We start from the raw sequence: 21,871 nt of genomic DNA, 5'->3' as shown, positions 1-21,871 counted from the left end.
TATTGTATTGTTGAATATGGATTACTATACAGGACTATGAATGAATATAATTGTGTAAATGTTCAATCGTTTCTTTCTGTGTGAGAATGGTTTCTTTAACCACGTCATTAATAGATATAATACCGGCAAGCTGCCCGTTTTCTATAACCGGTAAATACCGGATATTTTTTGCAGACATCAGCTCCATACAATGTTCTACAGTATCATTTTTTACTACAGACGGATAACCGGTATCCATTATTTCACCCACCGTGGTTTCGCTGGAAGAGCGGCCTTTAAGAATTACTTTACGGGAATAGTCACGCTCCGTCATAAGGCCAATAAACCTGTCGTTTTGAGATATGGCCACAGAACCGATATTCTTATCAGCCATTAATTTCAGAGCGTCAATCACGGTTAATTCAGATTGAACAGTTTCAACATGACTGCCCTTGCGTTTCAATATGTCAGCAACGTTTTTCATAAGGATAAAAATACAAAATTCTGTGAAAGTTTCCTTATGAAAAATCAGCCTCTACTTCTTATTTTTTTGCTGGTCTTTCAATTGCTGCACCTTTTTTTGCGCCTCCATCATTTTTTCATATTGCTCCTGCCATTTGCTTTTTTGCTTTACCTTTTTGGGGGCTTTGCGGCGCTCGTGCATATCAGCAAGAATTTTATCATGGTCAAGAATATAATTCTGTATAACGAACTGAATGCCTAATGTAATGAGGTTTGAAACCGTATAATACCAGGTTAATGCCGCCGGCAATGAATTAAAGAACAACAGCATGAATATGGGATAAACATAAGGCATGTATTTTAACGCAGGGTTATTAGGGTCCTGCGGCGTCATATTCATATTGTAGATAGAAATAAGAAAACTGGTAGCCACGGCAAGCAGCGCAAACAAGCTGATATGGTCGCCGATAATGAAAATTTTGCTGCCAAACTGCACCAGTATATCATAAGTTGATAAATCATCCGACCAAAGGAAAGGCTGGCCTCTCAGGCTGATATTGGAGTTAAAGAAACTATACAAGGCAAAGAATATTGGAATCTGCAGCAATAACGGCAAACATCCGCCCAATGGATTTGCACCCGCCTCGCGGAAAAGCTTCATTTGTTCCATGGCAAAACCTTGCTGGTCTTTTCCAAATTTCTTTCTCAGCTCGTCTAATTCCGGCCGCAGCAATTTCATTCTTGCGCCACTTTTATAACTCTTATAAACAAGCGGCGATGTGATTAGCCTGATAAAAATCGTAAGCAAAGCAATCACCCATCCATACACAGAAATAAAGCCTGCAAAGAAGTTGAACACAGGCATTATAATGTATTTATTAATGGGTCTTACAAATGCATAAAAATCACGGCCAAGGTTTACGATGCCATCCATTTCAGGAGCGGCGTTTTGTAAAGCTTTATAATCATTCGGGCCAAAATACAATTGCATAGGGATATTAATATTGGCCGATGCAGGTACCTGCATTTGCAATGTGGCATCAACCAAACCAATTACCTGTGTAGTATCTGTGCTGCGCGTCCAATGCACTTCGCCCCCTTTAAAATTATCTTTGGCAATAAGGGCAATATTGAAAAACTGTTGTGCGGCGCTTACCCATTGCACCGGCTTTTCAAATTTGTGTTCTGTTTTGGATGATATGTAATCGAAATCATTTCCCTCGGAAAAACAAACATTCGACATGCGACGCTCATACTCAGCCGATTTTTCAACCTGCATCAACTGGGAAACAAAATGAAAATTAAGTGTGTTATTGGTTATAAGGCTTTGCGCACCCGCCAGCGATATGTTCCAGTCAATTAAATAACTGTCTTTTTTTATAGTGTATTGATGAATAATGCCTGCGCCCGCCGAATCCATTAATTTAAACTGAACGGTTTGGCTGCCATCGGCATTTGTTACAGGTTTTTCTGCAACAAAATCCATTTCTGAGGTGGAAGCTGATTTATTAGCGCCCGTATTTATTGCATAGCTGAAGCCGCCTTTATCGCTTTCTCCCAATACAACCTTACCGCCGGTTTGCGAATTATACTGCTTTAATTCAATGTATTTTACTGCGCCGCCTTTGGTAGTAAATACAGCTTTAATAAGATTGTTCTCTACAGTAACCAACTGCTCCGGAATACTGGCAGCTTTGGCAAAATTGCCCGCAGCATTTGTCTTGCCTATAGAATCAGCGTGAAGGGAATCGAGTTTTAAAGCAGCTTTTTGTTCGGGTGTGATTTTATTAATGGAATCAATGCGCAGGGAATCCTGTATATGTTTTTGATTTGTTAGATAAGCTTGTTGTTGCTTATTCGTGTACCAGAAAAAAACAAAAAATAAAACAGCCAGTATAACTATACCAATAATTGTATTCTTATCCTTCATATAAAAAAATAAGCGGCAAAGGTAACAGATTGGGTAATTGCAGGCAAAGCGAAAAGCAAAAAGTAAAAATTAAAAAAACTTTAAACTTTAATGGAAAACATTCAAAATTATCTAACCTTTCTGCCCTTCCATTTGTAAGTGCCAAATGTGCCCAGCCAACCGGAAATTACAGTATATAAGATATGAAAGGGTTGCATAAGCACAAACGAAAGCATTAACCGCTGCAGCGAATAAAATTTTGAGACTTTATACATAAAAGGCATTTCCAATAATGCCTTAAAAAGAATGAACGACAACCACACTAAAAATAACTGCGGCCTGAAAAAACAGGCGATAAATAATACAAGTAAAAAGAAGTTTACAAAATAAACCAGCAGCAATACCCAGAAAACACGCTTGTCTTTATAACTGGTAGCTTTGCTCGCCCAGCGAATGCGTTGGTTTAAAAAACTCGTCAGGTCGGGCATGGGCGGTGTTTTTACAATTACCTTCCCGCTGAATAAGTAGCCAATATTTTCAGGATACTTCGTTTTTATTTTATGCATCAGCAACATATCATCGCCGCTGGCAATATGATCGGCATTTTTAAAACCATCCACTTCATAAAAAACTGATTTTTTATAGGCGAGGTTAGCGCCGTTGCACATGCTGTGCGCGCCTGCATAAACCGACGCCGCCGTTATACCCTGCAGGCTTAAAAAATCAAGGCACTGAAAAATATCAAGAAAAGAATTATTGCAGGTAAACATTACCGGCGCTGCTATAAATACACGGTTATTTTTTTGAATATATGCATCAAATAAATGCAGCCATTGCTGCGGCACGATGCAATCGGCATCTGTGGTAATAATCCATTCATATTTACTTTGCGCAACAGCCAGTTCAATGGCTCTTTTTTTATAGGAGTTAATGGTTTCGGTAATAATATTTTTTAAGCTGATGATATGGACATTGGGATAGGTTGTTTGCAAATCATGAACAATTTCAGGCGTTCTGTCTGTGGAAAAATCATCGGCTACAATTATTTCAAACAAATCTTCGGGATAATTATTATCAAGGATTGACCGGATGCAGTTTTCAATATTTTCTTCCTCATTGCGGGCTGGAATAATAACGGTAAACCTTGTTGCGGGTTTTATAACCGTTGTATCAAACATCTTCAACTTACTAAACCAATACAAATAAAGATTGATGAGCAAAAGATACAAACAAAGCAGCGTGGCAGTGATATAAATAAAATAAGTGAGCAACTGCATATAGCCCGCAAAGAAAACTACAATCAGTGATTCAGCAATGCAGCAATTTTATTTGCATATTTTTCTTTCATTAACTGGTGGCCCGCATGTATAATTGTTATGTTGATATTTTTTGCATTTTTAAAAATACCGGCACGTTTGCTGAGAATAATACGGTCATATTCTCCAAATAAAAAATTCAGTTGTACAGGATATCTTTCACACAAGTGTTTTATATGCCAAAGGCTGGGTTTGAATTTGCGCATAAAAGTCCAGCGTTTATATAACAGCATTCTTTCCTTTTCTTCATCCAAATAATAATGCATGAATTTTATGATGCTTTTATTAAGCAGTTTCAACCTGGCAATTGCATTAACCGTTTTAAAAAACCAGCCGGGATTTTTCATGGTATAGGCAAAGGCTTTATTGCCCAAATGCGTTTGTGTGGTTAGCCGGTACCAGATATTCTGATGCAAACCATCGGGTGCAACTAATGCTGCTGTTTCAATTTCATCCGGCATTTTTTCTATTAAATGCATAGCAACCCGCCCGCCCATACTGTATGCAAGTAATGAAAATTTTGTATTGGTAAAATGTATCAGTTTTATAATGGCAATCAGGTCATCCGGTGTAAAAGGCGCTTCTTCGTTCCATTGAGTTTTGCCATGAAAAGGAAAGTCAATAGCATACACCGTAAAATCATCACCAAGCCTTTTTTGCAGAAAAGCAAATGAATAACCGTTTTCTCCATAACCATGAAAACAAAATAATGTTTTGGCGCCTTTGCCAAAAACATAATAATGAATAAGGGAAGCTTTATATGCCAGGAAATGATGCTGCATGAAACGCTTTACATCTTAACAGAAAAAATTATTTTGAATACGTTGATCATGTGCTAAAGATATATAATTTTGAAATAGTTGCATAAACAACTATATGTCGGTAAACCAGTTTAAAAGAGGAGAATTATACAGCGTTATTAATGGAATGGCCAGTACGGCGGTTGCAAGGCGGTTACAAAAGAACCTGCGCAATGCAGGCATTGATATTACAATTGAACAATGGACGGTATTATATCATTTATGGAAGGAAGATTGTTTAAGCCAGCAGGAATTGTGCAACCGCACTTACCGGGATAAACCAAGCATCACAAGATTGATTGATAACCTGGAAAAACAAAAATTATTAAAACGGGCATCGCACAAAAATGATAAGCGCATTAACCTCGTGTGCTTAACGGATGCGGGAAGGGCTTTACAAAATGTAACCCTTGAACTAGCCAATCAAACGATGGATGAAGCGCTGCAGGATGTGAAAAAAGAAGAAATTGAAATTGTAAAAAGAGTGTTGCAGAAAGTGTATGATAATTTGAATTCATAAATCGCTGATAATTTAAAGGACGTTGTAAGCATAAAGTTCAGAGTGATTGATATAGATAATGCATTTGAAACAACAGGCGAAAGCTGAACAGCGTACATGCAGTACAAGGGAGTGACACAACGCAGTTGAAGAGGATTACAAAAGCTGGTTACAAATTATTTATTAATAAAATTAATACCATGGAATCTGTGGAAAATAAAACAATATTAAAAGGTGGTGAATGGCTTATTAAAGAAAGCGGTGCCAATGATATTTTTATCCGCGAAGATTTTAGCGAAGAGCAGCACATGATCATGGATATGTGCAAACAGTTTGTTGACACGGAAGTGCTGCCCATTATTGACCGCATTGATAAACTTGAACCCGGCCTTATGCGCTCCCTGCTGGTTAAAGCCGGCGAACAGGGTTTATTAAGCACTTCTTTCCCGGAAGAATATGGTGGCCTTGCCAAAGATTTTATTACATCCACTATCGTGAATGAAGGGCTTGGCAACGGTTTTTCTTTTTCAGTGGCTATTGCCGCGCATACCGGCATTGGCTCGCTGCCTATTTTATATTTTGGAACGGAAGATCAAAAACAAAAATATATTCCGAAGCTTGCCAGCGGCGAGTTTATAGGCGCTTATGGTTTAACGGAACCCGGCAGCGGCAGCGATGCGCTTGGCGCTAAAACAACGGCACGCTTGAGTGAAGACGGAAAATATTATGTATTGAACGGCCAGAAATGCTGGATAACCAATGGCGGCTTTGCAGATGTTTATACCGTATTTGCCAAAGTGGATGGCGATAAATTCACAGCCTTTATTGTTGAACGTGGCTTTGAAGGTTTTACACAAGGTCCCGAAGAACATAAGATGGGCATAAAAGGTTCTTCTACCGTGCAGTTATATTTCCAGGATTGCAAAGTGCCTGCTGAAAATGTATTGGGTGAAATTGGCAAGGGCCACATTATTGCTTTTAATATTTTAAACATAGGCAGGTTAAAGCTATGCGCCGCAACCAACGGCGGTTCCAGGAGCGCACTGAATATGTCGGTGGAATATGCCATTAACCGGGAGCAGTTCAATACATCCATTTCCAATTTTGGCGCTATAAAAGAAAAGCTTGCTAACATGGCTATCAGTTTATGGGTAAGTGATTCGGCGCTGTACAGAACGGCTGCATTGATTGAAGCAAAGCGGGCAGAACTGGAAGCCTCCGGCAAAACGCATGAGCAGGCTTTGCTTGGCGCTGCCGAAGAATATGCTATTGAATGTGCGATATTAAAAGTGTTTGGCAGCGAGGTATTGGACTTTATTTCCGATGAAGGCGTACAGATACATGGCGGCAATGGTTTCAGCGATGAATATTTAATATCGAAAGCTTACCGCGACAGCCGCATTAACCGCATTTATGAAGGCACCAATGAAATAAACCGTTTGCTCATTTTAGATATGACATTAAAACGCGCCATGAAAGGAAGACTGGATTTAATGGGGCCTGCCATGGCGGTTGCCAACGAATTAATGAGCATTCCCGATTTTAGTAATGATGATGAAACGCCATTCAGCGAAGAGAAAAAATATATCATCAACTTTAAGAAAGCCATTTTAATGGTGGCGGGCGCCGCCGTGCAAAAGCTGATGATGAATATTGATAAAGAGCAGGAGATATTGATGCACATCGCTGATATGGCCATTGATACTTTTCTTGCAGAAAGCTGTTTGCTGCGCCTCATTAAACTTACTGAAAAGAATGGCGAAGCCAGTGTAGCTGTTTTGAAAGATATGGTTGATTGTTTTATTTACGATGCTGCAGACCGCATAAATAAAAACGGTAAAGATGCTTTGAATGCTTTTGCAGAAGGTGATGAATTACGCATGATGAACATTGGCCTGAAAAGGTTTACAAAAGTTCAGCCTTATAATTCCAAAGCTGCCAAAAGAAGGATTGCAGATAAAATGATTGCCGATAAGCGGTATGCATTTTAAAACTGATTTTAATTGCGTAAACATGCCATCCGGAAAATTCTGGATGGCATGCTGCGTTTTACAAACTCTATCCTGAAAATTTGGGTATCTTAATCCATTCCACCTCAAGAGATTTCTCCTTTCGTCGAAATGACGTGCGAAGGGGCTTGTGTTTTGCCATCATCGTTTAATTTGGTAATCCGTATTAGCCAGCGGCCCGTTATTCGAAGGAGCATTAACAGCATGTTTTTCTTTTAACCAAATCATTCATGCGACTGAGAAATCTCTGAAGGTTAACGTTGTTATTAAAACATCTTAATGCATCCATTTCAAGAGATTTCTCCTTTCGTCGAAATGACGTGCGAAGAGGCTTGTGTTTTGCCATCATCGTTTAATTTGGTAATTAGTATTAGCCAGCGGCCCGTCATTTCGAAGGAGTATAACAGCATGTTTGTCTTTTAACCAAATCATTCATGCGACGGAGAACTGCGAAGCAATCATGGAGGGAATTGAAAAACCAAATATTAAACGAAATAAATCTCTTAAAATTAAACTTGTCAATAAAATGCCACCCGACAGTTTGGAAAACCCTGCATTCATATTATACCGAAGCCAGCAACACCTGCCAGGCGCCGTTTACATTTCCTTTATCAAGTAATTCTTTTGCATAGCGGTGCAGTTCAGCTTCCATTTCATCGGGGCTTACGGAATAATATTGAATGATATTTTTCAGTTGTTCATCATCAAACGAAGCATCAACAAAAGGTATTTCTTTTACATTGGCCAATTGCGCAAGATGATTGCCCGTTAATATTTTACTTATGCGGATAGCAGCAGGCAAGCCATCAATACCAATTCCTAAATCTCTCACCGGCCTGATAACTTTAAAAAGATTGGTTGCATCAACCTTGCAATACCAGTCGCCGCCAAGCCTCGCCACATGGTGCAGTTTTGTTTGATCGATGGCTGAACCATCTTCATTCAAAATGCTTTCATCAACGTGCATGCATATAACTTCTGCAATAATTAATTGCCCCGAGCCGCCAATATCGCCAAGGCTTTTTATTTCAAGCACCTTGCATTCCAGTTGCACTTTTGCTTCTTTAACACGCGGTGGTTTTATATAAAGGGAAGGCAATTTTGTAAACCCCGCTTTTATAAATTCATCTGTACCTTTTGCATATTCAGTGCTGGCAAGGTTTATCTGCTGTACAATAGCATAATCACAAATATTAATAACCACTTCGGGCACTTCACTTATATTTTCGAAAGTATGTTTATGTGTATTATTTCTTCCTCTTTTTACTGTTGAAAAAATAACCACAGGCGGATCGTAAGAAAAAAGGTTAAAGAAGCTGAATGGACTGAGGTTTGAATTTCCATCCTTATCAATCGTGCTTGCCAATGCAATTGGCCGTGGTGCAATGGCATATTGCAGCCAGTTCATTTTTTGCGGAAGCGCAAGTGCATTTAATTGTACCGTGTGCATCACATTATAATTAGCAGGAAAGGTTATTAGAATTTGCTATGAAGTTTTTTTCTTTTGAAGAATGGAGAAATCGCCTTCTTCTTTTTCAATTGTATTTACCAGTTTGCCAAGGCCTTCAACTTCCATCTCAATTACATCACCCTGTTGCAGCCACTGTTCCTGGTAATTTTCATCCTGCAGTTTACCGGTGCCGTTCAATTCAAGAAAACAGCCGGTACCAACGGTACCGCTGCCAATAATATCGCCGGGATATAGTGTAGCGCCATACGATGCACGTTCAACCAGTTCTGCAAATGTCCAGTCCATATCGCTTAAATTGCCTTCACTTACCTGTATGCCGTTTATTGCACATGTCATTTTTAAATTCCAGTTTTTGCCCACATGACCTTCTTTTGCCGGCACTTCAAATTGCTCCAGTTCATCCAATGTAACTAACCACGGGCCTATGGCGGTTGCAAAATCTTTTCCCTTTGCCGGGCCCAGGTTCAGCAGCATTTCTTCTGATTGCAAAGTGCGGGCACTCAGGTCGTTCATAATCATTAATCCGCCAATATATTCATCAGCTTCTTCTGCAGGAATATTCCTGCCTAATTTGGAAATAACTATTGCCACTTCCAGTTCAAAATCGAGCTTCTTAAAATGATCGGGCATACACATAACCGGCCCCGGGCCCTGCACGCCATGATGATTGGTAAAATAAAACACAGGATACTGATCAAACTCGGGCAGCATGGGCACTTTACGGTTTCTTCTGGCAGCAGCAACATGCTGGCGAAAAGCATATCCATCGCGGCAGCTTGAGGGAAAAGGCACAGGCGATAATAAATCTGCGCCACTAAGCGGAAAACCTTTTTCTCTGCCAATGCGGTCATCCAGAATTGCCTGGTGCAGCTTTAAAGCAAGCTCGTAGTTATCTTCCCAATAAGTAAGGAACATCATCATGGATGATGGCATTTCGCTATGCAGCAAATCTGTATCGTACAGCAAATTATTTTCAAGAATAGCTAACTGGTCATGTCCTTCTTTTAAATAAGAAACCAATTTCATTCGTTCAAGTTTTATTTTTTCAATAGCCTTCGTGTGATAAAAAAAATCTGGCGCTGGTTCATTCTCAATTGCAGCATAATGTAATGTTGCCCCCCCGTAAATGGATATATCCATTCATTAACAATTATTTCCGTGCGCAATTTTATGGAATAAAAGTTGAGAAACAGAATGTTAAGCGGCATTATTCTTTGAAATACGGTTATAGGCAAATAATCATAAAAATTCTTTTTCATTACTTTTGTGGGTGAATTAGCTAGCCCCAGGGCACCATAGAATACTTATAAACATATATTTATGACAGAGAGAGTTACCAAACCTTCTTTCATAAAGAACGCAGATGCTGAATTATTTCAGCAACTAAGGAAAGAGGTAAACACTACAGTTAGCAGATTGGAAGAAAAAAGAAGACCGGGAATTATTGTTAAAGCTATTCTTTTCCCCGCACTTTACATTTTATCATACTTAGCAGCGCTTTATTGGGCTTCAAATACTTCCATTTATTATTTCTGCTTTTTTTCAATGGGCTTTTTGCTGGTATTAAACTTTTTAAACTTAATACACGAAGCCGTTCACAACACTTTGTTTTCAAATAAACGTATCAACAACTGGTATGTTCATTTCTTTGACCTGATGGGCGCCAACAGCTACATCTGGAAAATAAGGCATATACGGCTTCACCATAATTATCCAAATGTTATGGGCTGGGACAGCGACTTTGAGCAAAGTCCTTTGGCAAGGGTATTTCCGCATGCACCGTTTTCCAAAATGCATAAATACCAGCATATTTATTTGCCGCTCTTTTATCCCTTATATCTTATTAACTGGCTTTTAGTAAGGGATTTTAAAGACTTCTTTAGTAAGAAAAAACTGGTTTGGAAAGTGGTAGATCATATACCGACGATTGAGTACGTTAAACTGTTTATTTTTAAAATTGCCTTTATATTATATACAGTTTTGTTGCCGGTATTGTTTTTTAATGTTAGCTGGGGACACGCCATTGCTGCTTTTTTAATTATGTTGTTTACAGCAAGCATCGTTTCATTACTGGTATTATTATCACCACATGCAAGCACAGAAAGTGAATACCCGGTGCCTGATGAAAACGGGAAAATGCCCATGGCATGGTTCAGGCACCAGCTTAGCTGCACCAATGATGTAAGTGAAGACAATTGGTTTATCCGGTTTTTTATGGGATGTTTTAATTATCATATTGCCCATCATTTGTTCCCGGCGGTAAATCATGTTTTTTATCCTGAAGTAACACAGGTGATACGGGAATTTGCTGCAAAAAATAATTTGCCTTACCGACAGTTCCCGCTGGTTAAATCATTGCGCAATCATTACAAGCTATTGCGCACAAATGCCTTTCATGAAAATATTTTTGAAGAAACAATGTAACGGTAAGTTGTAAAATAAAATAGAGGAAACAACCATAGGTTGTTTCCTCTATTTTTAAAAGCCTGCTTTAGTGCCGGTATACATCAAATTAATCGCACTCCTTCATACACATCTTCCATTTCCAGAAATATATCAACAGCGCGTATGTCAAAGCCTTTGGATGTTTTATTATATTCTTCCAGTTCCCAGTGCTGTGCTGCATTCAGGCGGAATATTTCAACGCCAATGTTTTCAGAGTCAACGAGCACATATTCCTGAAGTGAAGGTATATCACGGCATAATTTAAACTTATCTCCGCGGTCGTAATTCTTTGTGCTGTCTGATAAAACTTCTATCAATGCAGAAGGGTTCAGCACATTAAAATTGTCGTTATTTAATGTAACAATATTCCCGCATACAATTGAAATATCAGGATAGGTAAAAAGTGTATTTGCTTCAATATGAATGCGCAGATCGCTGCCAAAAGGTTTACAGGGGTTTCCTTTTAGCTTTTGTTTTAAAGCAGCAAGAATATTATCGCAAACCATTACATGCGGCACTTTCGCGCCACTCATTGCAAAAATTTTCCCCTTATAATATTCATGCTTTTCACGGGATGCATTTTCTCTTTCGAGATAATCCTCGATGGAAACCTTTTGCTTGTTATATGCAATTGCAGGCTCTTTTACTTCCATGTTTTAAAACTACGAATTTTTCAGTGCCTTCCTGTAATACAGCCTAAATTTCAAACCAGTTGTGGCAAGCAAAATCCATTTTCATCAGATAAAGCATTTAGCCTGTAAACATGGCTGCACGAAATTTCAGCCCGCTTTTTACTTACCAGATAACAACCCTTAAACTATCGGCCCTGTACATAGCATCACCGGGTTTTACATTGAACGTTTTATAAAATTCCGGGATATTGCTCAAAGGCCCGTTAACACGGTACTGTGCAGGCGAATGCACATCTACACGTATTTGCCTTGCAACAGATTCAGGCGTCGCATTTACCATCCATGCATAACCATAAGCAAGGAAATAACGCTGGTCCGGCGTTAATCCTGCAATCACTTCATTATTCTTATACTGACTTGTTTTTTTGAATGCTTCATATCCCATAACAACACCACCAAGATCAGCAATATTCTCGCCTTGCGTAGCATCGCCATTTATATGCAGGCTGTCAAGCATAACATAGTTGCTGAATTGTTCAACGATTAGTTTTGTTTTGGCAAGAAATTTTTCCCGGTCTTCTTTCGTCCACCAATTTCTGAGATTGCCTTTATCATCATACTGGCTGCCCTGGTCGTCAAAGCCATGTGTTATCTCATGCCCGAATGTAGAGCCGCCAATTATACCATATAAAACCGCATCATCAGGCAGGCGGCCTTCAAAGCCGGGAACAATAATATTGCAGGCAGGCACCACAATTTCATTATTACTCGGGTTATAATATGCATTATAAGTTTGTGGCATCATCGTCCACTCTCCACGATCAACAGGTTTGCCCCATTTTGATATCATATAATTATAAAACCATTGGTTTACACGCATTACGTTTTGCGCATACGAACTGCGGTCAATTGTGAGTTTGCTCATATCTTTCCACTTATCAGGATAGCCTACTTTCATTACGATTTTTGAAAGTTTATACAAAGCCTTTGTTTTGGTGGAATCGCTCATCCAGTCGAGCTTCTTAATATGATCTGCAAATACATTACGAATGTTATTGCCTATTTCAACCAGCTTATCTTTCGTGCCTTCGGGCAAATATTCTTTTACATATACCTGGCCTATTAATTCACCCAAATAGCCGTTTGTATTCTCTACAACCGTTTTCCAGCGCGGCTTTCGCTCTTTAATACCATTTAATATAGTTGCATTGAAATAAAAGTTTTCATCATCAATGGCTTTGTTTAAATAAGAAGCGTATGCATCAATAAGGTTCCAGCGCATGTAAGCCTTCCAGTCATTGAGTGAAAATTTTTTCAGTGTATTATTTAAGGCTGTATAAAATTCAGGCTGGCCAACAATAACCGTATCGCCATTTTTTATACCTAATAAAGGCAGCACATTATTCCAGTTAACAGCCGGCGTTAATTTATTAAACTGTGCCACGGGCATTTTGTTATAGTTCTTTTCCGGGTCGCGCAAATCGGCAAGCTTGCGGCTATGTGCGGCAAGCTCCGTTTCAAGCTTCATGATATTCGATGCATCTGCACCGGCAGTTGAACTGTCAGTACCGGAAAGCCGCAGCATTTTTTGAATATGCTTTACATATTCATCACGAATATTTTTTGTGCGCTCATCATTATCAAAATAATAATCGCGAACACCAAGGCCAATACCGCCCTGCCCAAACAGTATGGCATATTTATCGCTTATCTTATCATCCTGTGTTATATAAAAAGAAAAAAGCGGGTTAGCGCCTATTGTATGCAAATGCGCTATTGCAGCTATAACAGAATTTACACTGCTTATTGAATCTATAGCTGTAAGTTCTTTTTCCAGTGGCGTTATACCTGCCTTTTCAATGGTTACCGTATCCATCCCGCTGGCGAAAAAATCACCTATCTTTTGTTTATTGCTTCCGGTTGCATCATTGGCTTTTGATGCTTCTTCGCATATTCTTCTTACCTGGTCGTTAATTGTATCCTGTATGGTTCTGAATATGCCATTGCTTTTCTCACTTGACGGAATAGGATGCGCTTTAAACCAACCTCCATCTGCATAATGAAAGAAATCCTGTGCAGGATTAACGGTTGTATCTCGATTGGTTACAAGCGGATCAGGTTTATTTTCATTTTTGCTTGTTGAAGTATTGCACGCAGTAAGCAATATTGTTACCGGTATACATGCAGTTAACAGGCTGCGAAATAACATAAGTAAATTTTTTGAGCTAAGTAAAGTAATGCAGGCTGAAGGAGCAACTTATTTATTTATACGGTTTAAGTTTTTGATGTGTGATGAAGTAATTCTTTTTCTCACAGATAGATAAGTAATCCATGCATTTCGGCCAGCCATATATTAACAGATAACCGTTCACGACCAGCGATTATATTGTTGGGAAAGTATTACAGCCGCGGTGTGCGACGCAACCGTGCTTAACAGCATTCCTGCTGCCGGTAACATAAAAACAGATAATAAATGCGAAAGCATTTATCATGCGGCATTTGTTCTTACTTTTCCTTTGCGCGGAAAGAGTATTTCTGCAATAAAAATGAGCACAAGGCTGAGTGCAGTGGTAGCTGTTACTTTACCAATGAAGAAGAAGAAATCGCCAAAATCCATCCATTCAAGAAACACAAGCAATGTTGTATGCATGAAGGTAAGTATGAGGATATATGTTGCATAAGAGCCCCAGCCCATGCTTTTAACCGATGGCTCTGCAAAACTTAACTGTGTTGTTTCCTGTGGTATTAAAAGGTTTAATAAGAACGGCCGTAAATAAGCAATTAAAACGCAGGGAGCTGCATGAAGGCCGGGTGTACCGCTGAAATAATCGTACGTTAAGCCGAATATAAATGCCAGCAGCATTAATGGCGCACGGCCTGTATTGAATGGCAGCCATAAAATAAACAGAAAATAAATGTAGGGTTTTACAAACTCATGTACGGGCGGCACTTTATTAAACACATAAACCTGCACAGCTATGAACAATACAAAACGGATTATATTTTTCAGCAGGTTCGTCATTTATCTTTCGGCGTTTTAGCTTCCAGTTGTTTTTGTTCAGCCCAAATCATGTTATTAACCAGGTAAGCATATTGAATATTATAAAAATCTGTTGATGTTTTCACTTTCAATTCATAAAAGCCACTGCCGGAGTCGCCCTGTAAAGCAGCTACGGTGCCAATCATTATGCCTGGCGGGTAACTGCCTGACAAATTACTGGTGATAATGCTATCCCCTACTTTTACTTTAGCCGACTTGGGTACGTTATGCATGGTTACATAACGGGGGTCTTTGCCATCCCAGTCAACAAGACCGGTATAGAAACCCTTCTTCGTCATGGCACTTACTTTTGCATTGCGGTTAAGCAGGCTCATTACACGGCAATAATTATCGCTTACCATAATTACCTTGCCCACAATTCCACGCGGGCCTGTTACGCCCATATCAACCTGAGCGCCCTGTTTGGCACCACGGTATAAAGTGATATAATTGTTTTGTTCTGAAATATCGTTGTTTACAATTTTGGCAGGAAGGAATTCAAATTTCCTGACGCGGCCCAGCGTGTCTTTCAGCAGTGAATCTATCTGGAATACTTTTGAGGTATCAGGCGCTTCAAAACTTGATTGCAGCATGCCCCTAAGCTCAGCATTTTCAGCAGCCAGCGCTTCATTGGTTTTTTTAAGGCGGAAATAATATTCAATAGCATTATACTGCGCGCCCACTTTACCTGTGGTTTCATTGGCAACATTAGAAAAAGCAACCTGGTAAGTTTGATTGTAATTAATAAGGGCAGCCAGTGAACCCCCCATCAAAATAAGGAACAGGAACAGGTTAAAAAAATGACGTATGAATGCAATTATGTTACGCATAACAGCCCCTCCCTACCTCCTCTAAGGGGAGATGAAAGAAAACATTTGCAGAACTTATTTTATTTTTTGAAAGCACTAATAGATGATAACTTTTAAAAGAGCAAGCTCTCTTAAAGCCCCTCTCCAGGAGGGGTTTGGGAAGGCTTTATTATTTCATTACAAAAGGATAACGCTGGTAATTTTTTAATGCCAGCCCTGTTCCGCGCACAACACTAATCAGCGGGTCTTCAGCAATATGAACAGGTAATTTTATTTTCTGGCTTAAACGTTTATCCAAACCACGCAGCAAGGCGCCGCCGCCGGTTAAATATAACCCTCTGCGGTAAATATCGGCAGCCAGTTCAGGCGGCGTGGTTTCCAGCGCTTTTAAAATAGCTTCTTCTATTTTAAAGATGGATTTATCCAATGCTTCAGCCACTTCCTGGTAACTCACCATAATTTGCTTTGGAATACCGGTTACGAGGTCACGGCCGTTTACCGGCATATCTTCCGGCGGGTTATCCAGGTCCTTCATAGCCGCGCCGATCGTTATTTTTATTTGCTCTGCTGTACGCTCGCCAATAAGCAAACTGTGATAACGACGCAAGGCTTCCATAATGTCAGCGGTAAATTCATCGCCTGCAATACGAATGCTCTGGTCGCAAACAATACCGGCCAGCGCAATTACGGTAATGCCTGTTGTGCCACCGCCTATATCAATGATCATATTACCAACCGGTTCTTCCACATCTATTCCAATACCCAAAGCAGCGCTCATAGGTTCATGAATCAGATACACTTCGGTTGCACCGGCCTGTTCCGCGCTGTCGCGAACCGCACGTTTTTCAACTTCTGTTATGCTGGAAGGAATACAGATCACCATTCTCCATCTCGGCGCAATCAACGGTTTTTTAGGATAGATCATCTTGATCATTTCCTTTATCATTAATTCAGCAGCATTAAAATCGGCAATTACGCCATCTTTCAACGGGCGTACGGTACGGATGCTTTCATGTGTTTTTTCGTGCATCATCAGCGCACGTTTTCCCACGGCCAGCACCTCCTTTGGATTATTCCTGTTTAAGGCAACAATGGATGGCTCATTTACCACCACTTCATCATTATGTATAATCAGGGTGTTTGCGGTGCCCAGGTCAATCGCAATTTCCTGTGTGAAAAAATTAAAAAGTCCCATTATATAATTAGTTACAAATGTTATTATTAAATAAGCCGCAAAGGTGCAGGATATAATTCGAATTTACAAAGCACGGATATTTCTATTTCAAGGGTTTTTGTTAATATACACAAACATTATTTTTTTAGTTCCAAACTTTTTTTGGTGAGGAAGACAATTATTGATATGTAAAATGGTTTTCGTAAAGCGTGAATCGTCAAATGTGAATCTAAGAGCGTTCAATTTTGAAATTGCTATTATTACTTTAAACCTTAAGTTTTCAACTTGTTTCAATACAGGAAAACCTTTGAAGTTTTCACGTTTCAGGACTAATAACTTACGGCTTAAATTCATATCCAATATCGCTTCTGAAATACATCCCTTCAAAATCTATATTGCTTAAAGCATTTTTTGAAAGTTGCACTGCATTAGCAATATTTGAGCCAAATGATGTAACCGCTAAAACCCTTCCGCCATTTGTTATAATTTCACCCTTATCATTCAGCTTTGTCCCCGCATGAAAAATGAAGCTTTTACTTTGCAAACTATCAACCGGCAAACTTATCAGCTTACCTTTTTCATAATCGCCCGGGTAACCGCCGCTTACCGCAACCACAGTTGCGCAGGCGCGTTCATCGAACGAAATAACTGTATCTTTTAAAGTATTATTATGTACGGATAAAAATAATTCTACAATGTCGTTTTTCAAACGCGGCATTACTACTTCCGTTTCCGGATCGCCCATGCGGCAATTATATTCTATAACAAAAGGTTCATTGCCCACTTTAATCAAACCAAAAAATACAAAGCCATTGTAAATAATATTTTCTGTTTGCAAACCCTTTATAGTTGGCTGAATGATCTTTGTTTCAATCTGCTGCAAAAATTCAGCGGTTAAAAATGGCAAAGGGCTCACGCAACCCATGCCGCCGGTGTTCAATCCTGTGTCGCCTGCACCAATACGTTTATAATCTTTTGCATGGCCGATGATCTTATAATCTTTACCGTTAGTTAGTACAAAAACGCTCAGTTCAATGCCATCTAAAAACTGTTCAATCACCACTTTGCTGGATGCTTCGCCAAACTGCTGATTGATTATCATTTCTTCAAAAGCCCTCAATGCATCTGCTGTTGTTTGTGCAATTACAACGCCTTTGCCTGCGGCTAATCCATCGGCCTTTAATACAACCGGCAAACTGTGCTGATGAATATATTTTTTGCCTTCTTCAAAATTATCTTTTGTAAACTCCGCATATGCAGCCGTTGGAATATTATGGCGCTGCATGAATTTTTTAGAGAATGCTTTGCTGCCTTCCAGTTGTGCGCCATTTGCAGAAGGGCCGATAACAATTATATGTTTGGTGGATTGGTCTTCCTGTAGCGCATCATACACGCCGTTTACCAGCGGGTCTTCTGGCCCCACAACAATCATTTCAACATTATTGCCAACAGCAAATTTTTTGATGGCTTCAAAATCATTTACACCGATGTTTACATTTTTTCCGCATTGCGCTGTACCGGCATTGCCCGGCGCAATAAATAAGTTTGAACAATGTTTGCTTTGCGCCATTTTCCACGCCAGTGCATGTTCACGGCCACCGCTTCCCAACAACAAAATATTCATGAAAACATAATTAGGCGGCGAAAGTAAAAGTTTTATGCTTTCTGAATTAGATTTTGTTAATTGTAAAAACTGCTTATTTTGGGCTGCCAACTAATTATTTTTCCAGTAAACAAGCTTTAATGAATATTAACGAAGATGCAAAGGTAGCTGCTGAACAATCTGCACGCAAAAAACATCCCAAAGGTTTATATGTATTGTTTGCCATTGAAATGTGGGAACGGTTTAACTATTACGGCATGCGCGCCATACTCATTTATTTTATGACGCAGGCCCTTTTATTCAAGCTTGATTTTGCGTCTAATTTATATGGCAGCTATATAAGTTTATTATACCTCACACCGTTGGTGGGAGGATATTTTGCTGACCGGTTCTGGGGTAACAAACGGTCTATATTTGTTGGCGGCATCGTAATGGTTATTGGTGAATTGATTTTATTTATCTGCGGTACTATTTATAATACTTCACCCGGTTTATCGAATGTGCTTTTCTTCTCCGGCCTTGGTTTAATGATTGCTGGCAACGGTTTTTTCAAACCCAATATTTCTACGCTTGTAGGGCAGCTTTATCCAAAAGGTGACCTGCGTGTTGACCCAGCTTACACTATTTTTTATATGGGTATAAACCTGGGCGCATTTATAGGCCCGATAGCTTGCGGCACGGTGGGCAATACGGGCAGCCCTGCAGATTTTAAATGGGCGTTTCTTGTGGCCGGTGTAGGCATGATTATCAGTCTTATTATACAAAGAATATATCACAATAAACTGGTGCGCGATCCGGAAGGAAAAATATTGGGCCTTAAACCAGATGACCTGATGGTTGATACATTAAACAAAGAAGCTTCAAGCCATGTAAAACCGCCATCACCAATATGGCTGAACCCTGTTTTCACGGTGATCATCATGCTTGTATTTGCCGCTATTTCCATTGGTGCGCTTTACCTGGATACGCAAACAAATTACCTGTTTTATCTTTTGGGCGGCAGCTTCCTGTTTATCATCATTCTTATTTTTTCAGATAAAAATCTTACCAAAGAAGAGCAGCAAAGAATTTGGGTAATGGTGATCATTGCATTTTTTGTTGTTTTCTTCTGGGGCGCTTATGAACAAACCGGCGCTTCATTAGCCGTTTTTGGAGACCAGCAAACCAACCGGCACCTGTGGGGCGATTATGTAATGCCGCCCAGTTATTTCCAGTCGTTCAATTCTGCATTCATCATCATTTTTGCACCCATACTGGCATGGCTATGGTTAAAATTGGGCAAGAAACAACCGGCCACACCTACCAAAATGGGCATAGGTTTACTTTTGTTGGCTTTAGGTTTTTTATGGATTGCTTACGGCGTAAAAGATGCTGCCACCAAACAGGTAAGCATGATATGGTTAACAGGTTTATATCTGCTGCATACCCTTGGCGAATTATGCCTCTCGCCCATTGGCCTTTCCTTATTCAATAAATTATCGCCGCTAAGGTTTGCATCGCTGCTCATGGCTGTATGGTTTACAGGCAATGCAGGCGGCAATAAATTAGCCGGCGTGTTAAGCAGCCTGTATCCTGAAGGTGGTAAAACCACGCACTTCCTGGGTTATGAGATAAGCAATCTGTACGACTTCTTTTTACTCTTTGTTTTCATGGGTGGCGCAGCCGGCATTATCCTTCTTTTACTTTCAAAAAAACTGCAAAAGATGATGCACGGCATACAGTAAGCCGGCAATAAATTTCTGAAATGTTTTTTATTATATAAATTGAACAATGTTCCTGTCATTGCTTTTATCCTATTACTTTAATTAAACTATCATGTCCGAACCAACTTCATTCAAGCCATTTGTTTCGCCGCAAACAAACATGAAAGAATTCTCCGTAAAAGCAATTGTTATGGGTTGCATCATGGGTTGTTTGTTTGGCGCGGCAAACGTTTACCTTGCATTAAAAGCAGGTTTAACCGTAAGCGCCTCCATTCCAATCGCCGTTATCGCAATTACTATCGGCAGAAAATTATTGAAGACAACCATCCTTGAAAATAATATCATTCAAACTACAGGCTCTGCCAGTGAAAGCATAGCCAGCGGTGTGGCATTTACGCTGCCCGGATTTTTATTTTTATCGATGGTAAACGGGCAAAGTGTGGGGGCAAATTTTTTCAATTATATAACCATTCTGATACTCGCCATATTTGGCGGATTGCTTGGCACATTAATGATGATCCCCCTGCGCCGCTCCTTAATTGTAAAGGAACATGCCACCTTACCTTACCCCGAAGGAACAGCCTGCGCATCCGTTTTAAAAGCCGGCGAAAAAGGCGGCGACATAGCAAGAACAGCATTTGTTGGTTTAGGCGTTGCAATGGTGTATGCCATCCTGCAAAAGGTATTGCACATTATTGCAGAAACGCCCGATTATATAACCAAACTCAGCAATAAATATTTTCCCGCCGCAAAAGTGAGCGGCGAAATAACACCGGAATACCTGGGTGTTGGCTACATTATAGGTACACGCATTTCTGGCACGCTGGTAGCCGGTAGCGTATTAAGCTGGCTGGTATTTCATCCCTTGCTGGCTACGTTAATACATGACCAGACTGTTATTGCTGACCAACTGGTAAAGCTTGGTTATTTGAAAGATGTGCAAACGGCTGGCGGCCCCGGCGGCTGGAATCCCGTTACACACTTATTCGATGACACTGCCGATGCTATTTACCGCGCTTATGTGCGGCAGGTGGGCGCCGGAGCCGTGGCGGCAGGCGGTTTTATTACATTATTAAAAACCATCCCGACGATTATCGCTTCATTCAGGGAAAGTATTGGCTCTATTAAAACCAATAAAGAAGGCGGTACGCAACTGCGCACAGAAAAAGACCTTAGTTTAAAAGTAGTTTTATTTGGAAGCCTTGCATTGATTGCATTGATCGCTTTCATCCCTATGATACCCGGCGATTCAATTGGCAGCAAACTATTGCTGGGTGTTTTGGTAGTAATATTCGGTGCTTTTTTCGTTACGGTTTCATCACGCATCGTTGGCCTCATCGGCACAACCAATAACCCGGTAAGCGGCATGACAATAGCCACTGTAATGAGCACCTGCCTCGTATTTATCAGCATTGGCTGGAGCGGCAAAACATATGAGCCTATGGTGCTTGTAGTTGGCGGCATGATATGCATTGCCGCAGCAAATGCAGGCGCCACCTCGCAGGATTTAAAAACAGGTTTCCTGGTGGGCGCAACGCCCCGCAACCAGCAGATAGCTTTATTTATCGGCGCCATTGTTTCTTCGCTTGTGATTGGCCTTACCATAAAAGTACTTGATAAACCCACTGCCGATATGGTGGCGCAGGGTTATTCACATGCCATTGGCACCGATAAATTTCCCGGCCCGCAGGCCACATTAATGGCTACATTGATAAAAGGCATTTTATCCTTTAATCTCGACTGGCAGTTTGTATTTGTGGGCGTTGCACTGGCTGTTGTAATGGAACTATGCGGTGTAAATTCTTTAAGCTTTGCCATCGGTGTTTATCTTCCGTTAAGCACCACATTGCCTATATTCTGCGGCGGCGCTATCCGCGGTTTTGTTGACTGGCGTAAAAAACGCAAAGGAGAAGTTGAAGCTGAGGATGATTTGGGTAAAGGCAATTTATTTGCAACAGGCCTGGTTGCCGGCGGAGCATTGGCAGGTGTTATAGTTGCTTTATTAACTGCAGGCAGCGAA

Annotated in this window: 17 protein-coding genes; 5 read left to right on the top strand and 12 right to left on the bottom strand. The window is 40.2% G+C overall.

Annotated features, from left to right (window positions below; all coding sequences use genetic code 11):
* Positions 1-34: 34 nt before the first annotated feature.
* The 4 genes from ACTHN6_RS00085 to ACTHN6_RS00070 all read right to left on the bottom strand — a co-directional run bounded on the left by ACTHN6_RS00085 (position 35) and on the right by ACTHN6_RS00070 (position 4,448).
* Entirely contained in the window at positions 35-463 is a 429-nt protein-coding gene (locus ACTHN6_RS00085) for a CBS domain-containing protein (RefSeq protein WP_440433670.1), read from the bottom strand.
* Between the two features lie 51 nt (positions 464-514).
* Positions 515-2,371 (bottom strand): membrane protein insertase YidC, encoded by a 1,857-nt coding sequence (gene yidC / locus ACTHN6_RS00080; protein WP_440433669.1) that lies wholly within the window; start codon positions 2,369-2,371, stop codon positions 515-517.
* A 107-nt stretch (positions 2,372-2,478) separates the two neighbouring features.
* Complete coding sequence (locus ACTHN6_RS00075; RefSeq protein WP_440433668.1) at positions 2,479-3,627, bottom strand: glycosyltransferase; 1,149 nt, start codon at positions 3,625-3,627, stop codon at positions 2,479-2,481.
* A gap of 23 nt (positions 3,628-3,650) precedes the next feature.
* Positions 3,651-4,448 (bottom strand): alpha/beta hydrolase, encoded by a 798-nt coding sequence (locus ACTHN6_RS00070; RefSeq protein WP_440433667.1) that lies wholly within the window; start codon positions 4,446-4,448, stop codon positions 3,651-3,653.
* A gap of 94 nt (positions 4,449-4,542) precedes the next feature.
* On the opposite strand from ACTHN6_RS00070, the gene ACTHN6_RS00065 reads away from it, so the two are divergent.
* Positions 4,543-4,986 carry a MarR family winged helix-turn-helix transcriptional regulator gene (locus ACTHN6_RS00065; RefSeq protein ID WP_440433666.1) on the top strand — a complete coding sequence of 148 codons (444 nt, stop codon included), beginning with the start codon at positions 4,543-4,545 and terminating at the stop codon, positions 4,984-4,986.
* 179 nt (positions 4,987-5,165) lie between these two features.
* Positions 5,166-6,956, top strand: a complete 1,791-nt coding sequence (locus ACTHN6_RS00060) for an acyl-CoA dehydrogenase family protein (protein WP_440433665.1) — start codon at positions 5,166-5,168, stop codon at positions 6,954-6,956.
* A 580-nt stretch (positions 6,957-7,536) separates the two neighbouring features.
* Here ACTHN6_RS00060 and ACTHN6_RS00055 read toward each other — a convergent pair.
* Together ACTHN6_RS00055 and ACTHN6_RS00050 are read right to left on the bottom strand one after the other, a co-directional pair.
* Positions 7,537-8,424, bottom strand: coding sequence for a flavin reductase family protein (locus tag ACTHN6_RS00055; protein WP_440433664.1), 888 nt, complete (start codon positions 8,422-8,424; stop codon positions 7,537-7,539).
* 36 nt (positions 8,425-8,460) lie between these two features.
* A complete protein-coding gene (locus tag ACTHN6_RS00050) occupies positions 8,461-9,471 on the bottom strand; it encodes a fumarylacetoacetate hydrolase family protein (RefSeq protein WP_440433663.1) in 1,011 nt (336 codons plus the stop codon).
* 294 nt (positions 9,472-9,765) lie between these two features.
* Here ACTHN6_RS00050 and ACTHN6_RS00045 point away from each other — a divergent pair, with 294 nt between their 5' ends.
* A complete protein-coding gene (locus tag ACTHN6_RS00045; protein ID WP_440433662.1) occupies positions 9,766-10,869 on the top strand; it encodes a fatty acid desaturase family protein in 1,104 nt (367 codons plus the stop codon).
* A gap of 83 nt (positions 10,870-10,952) precedes the next feature.
* Here the strand turns inward: ACTHN6_RS00045 and ACTHN6_RS00040 are convergent, their stop codons facing one another.
* The 6 genes from ACTHN6_RS00040 to purD form a co-directional block, all read right to left on the bottom strand.
* The gene (locus tag ACTHN6_RS00040) at positions 10,953-11,543 is read right to left on the bottom strand and encodes a Uma2 family endonuclease (protein WP_440433661.1); all 591 of its coding nucleotides are present in this window, start codon (positions 11,541-11,543) and stop codon (positions 10,953-10,955) included.
* Positions 11,544-11,685: 142 nt separating this feature from the next.
* Positions 11,686-13,731 carry a M13 family metallopeptidase gene (locus ACTHN6_RS00035; RefSeq protein WP_440433660.1) on the bottom strand — a complete coding sequence of 682 codons (2,046 nt, stop codon included), beginning with the start codon at positions 13,729-13,731 and terminating at the stop codon, positions 11,686-11,688.
* Positions 13,732-14,010: 279 nt separating this feature from the next.
* The gene (locus ACTHN6_RS00030; RefSeq protein ID WP_440433659.1) at positions 14,011-14,544 is read right to left on the bottom strand and encodes a rod shape-determining protein MreD; all 534 of its coding nucleotides are present in this window, start codon (positions 14,542-14,544) and stop codon (positions 14,011-14,013) included.
* The gene (gene mreC / locus ACTHN6_RS00025; RefSeq protein ID WP_440433658.1) at positions 14,541-15,392 is read right to left on the bottom strand and encodes a rod shape-determining protein MreC; all 852 of its coding nucleotides are present in this window, start codon (positions 15,390-15,392) and stop codon (positions 14,541-14,543) included. The genes ACTHN6_RS00030 and mreC overlap by 4 nt, the downstream gene beginning before the upstream one ends.
* Positions 15,393-15,540: 148 nt before the next feature.
* Complete coding sequence (locus tag ACTHN6_RS00020; RefSeq protein WP_090659914.1) at positions 15,541-16,566, bottom strand: rod shape-determining protein; 1,026 nt, start codon at positions 16,564-16,566, stop codon at positions 15,541-15,543.
* 316 nt (positions 16,567-16,882) lie between these two features.
* Positions 16,883-18,169 carry a phosphoribosylamine--glycine ligase gene (gene purD / locus ACTHN6_RS00015; protein WP_440433657.1) on the bottom strand — a complete coding sequence of 429 codons (1,287 nt, stop codon included), beginning with the start codon at positions 18,167-18,169 and terminating at the stop codon, positions 16,883-16,885.
* Between the two features lie 119 nt (positions 18,170-18,288).
* Between purD and ACTHN6_RS00010 the strand changes: the two genes are divergently transcribed.
* Together ACTHN6_RS00010 and ACTHN6_RS00005 are read left to right on the top strand one after the other, a co-directional pair.
* A complete protein-coding gene (locus ACTHN6_RS00010; RefSeq protein WP_440433656.1) occupies positions 18,289-19,872 on the top strand; it encodes a peptide MFS transporter in 1,584 nt (527 codons plus the stop codon).
* A gap of 91 nt (positions 19,873-19,963) precedes the next feature.
* The coding region (locus ACTHN6_RS00005; RefSeq protein ID WP_440433655.1) for an OPT family oligopeptide transporter at positions 19,964-21,871 on the top strand (1,908 nt) is incomplete at its 3' end.

This window comes from Parafilimonas sp. (genome assembly GCF_051953455.1).
Classification (GTDB): Bacteria; Bacteroidota; Bacteroidia; order Chitinophagales; family Chitinophagaceae; genus Parafilimonas.
Note: the sequence above shows the minus strand (reverse complement) of the source record. Positions and strands in the feature narration are given on the sequence as shown.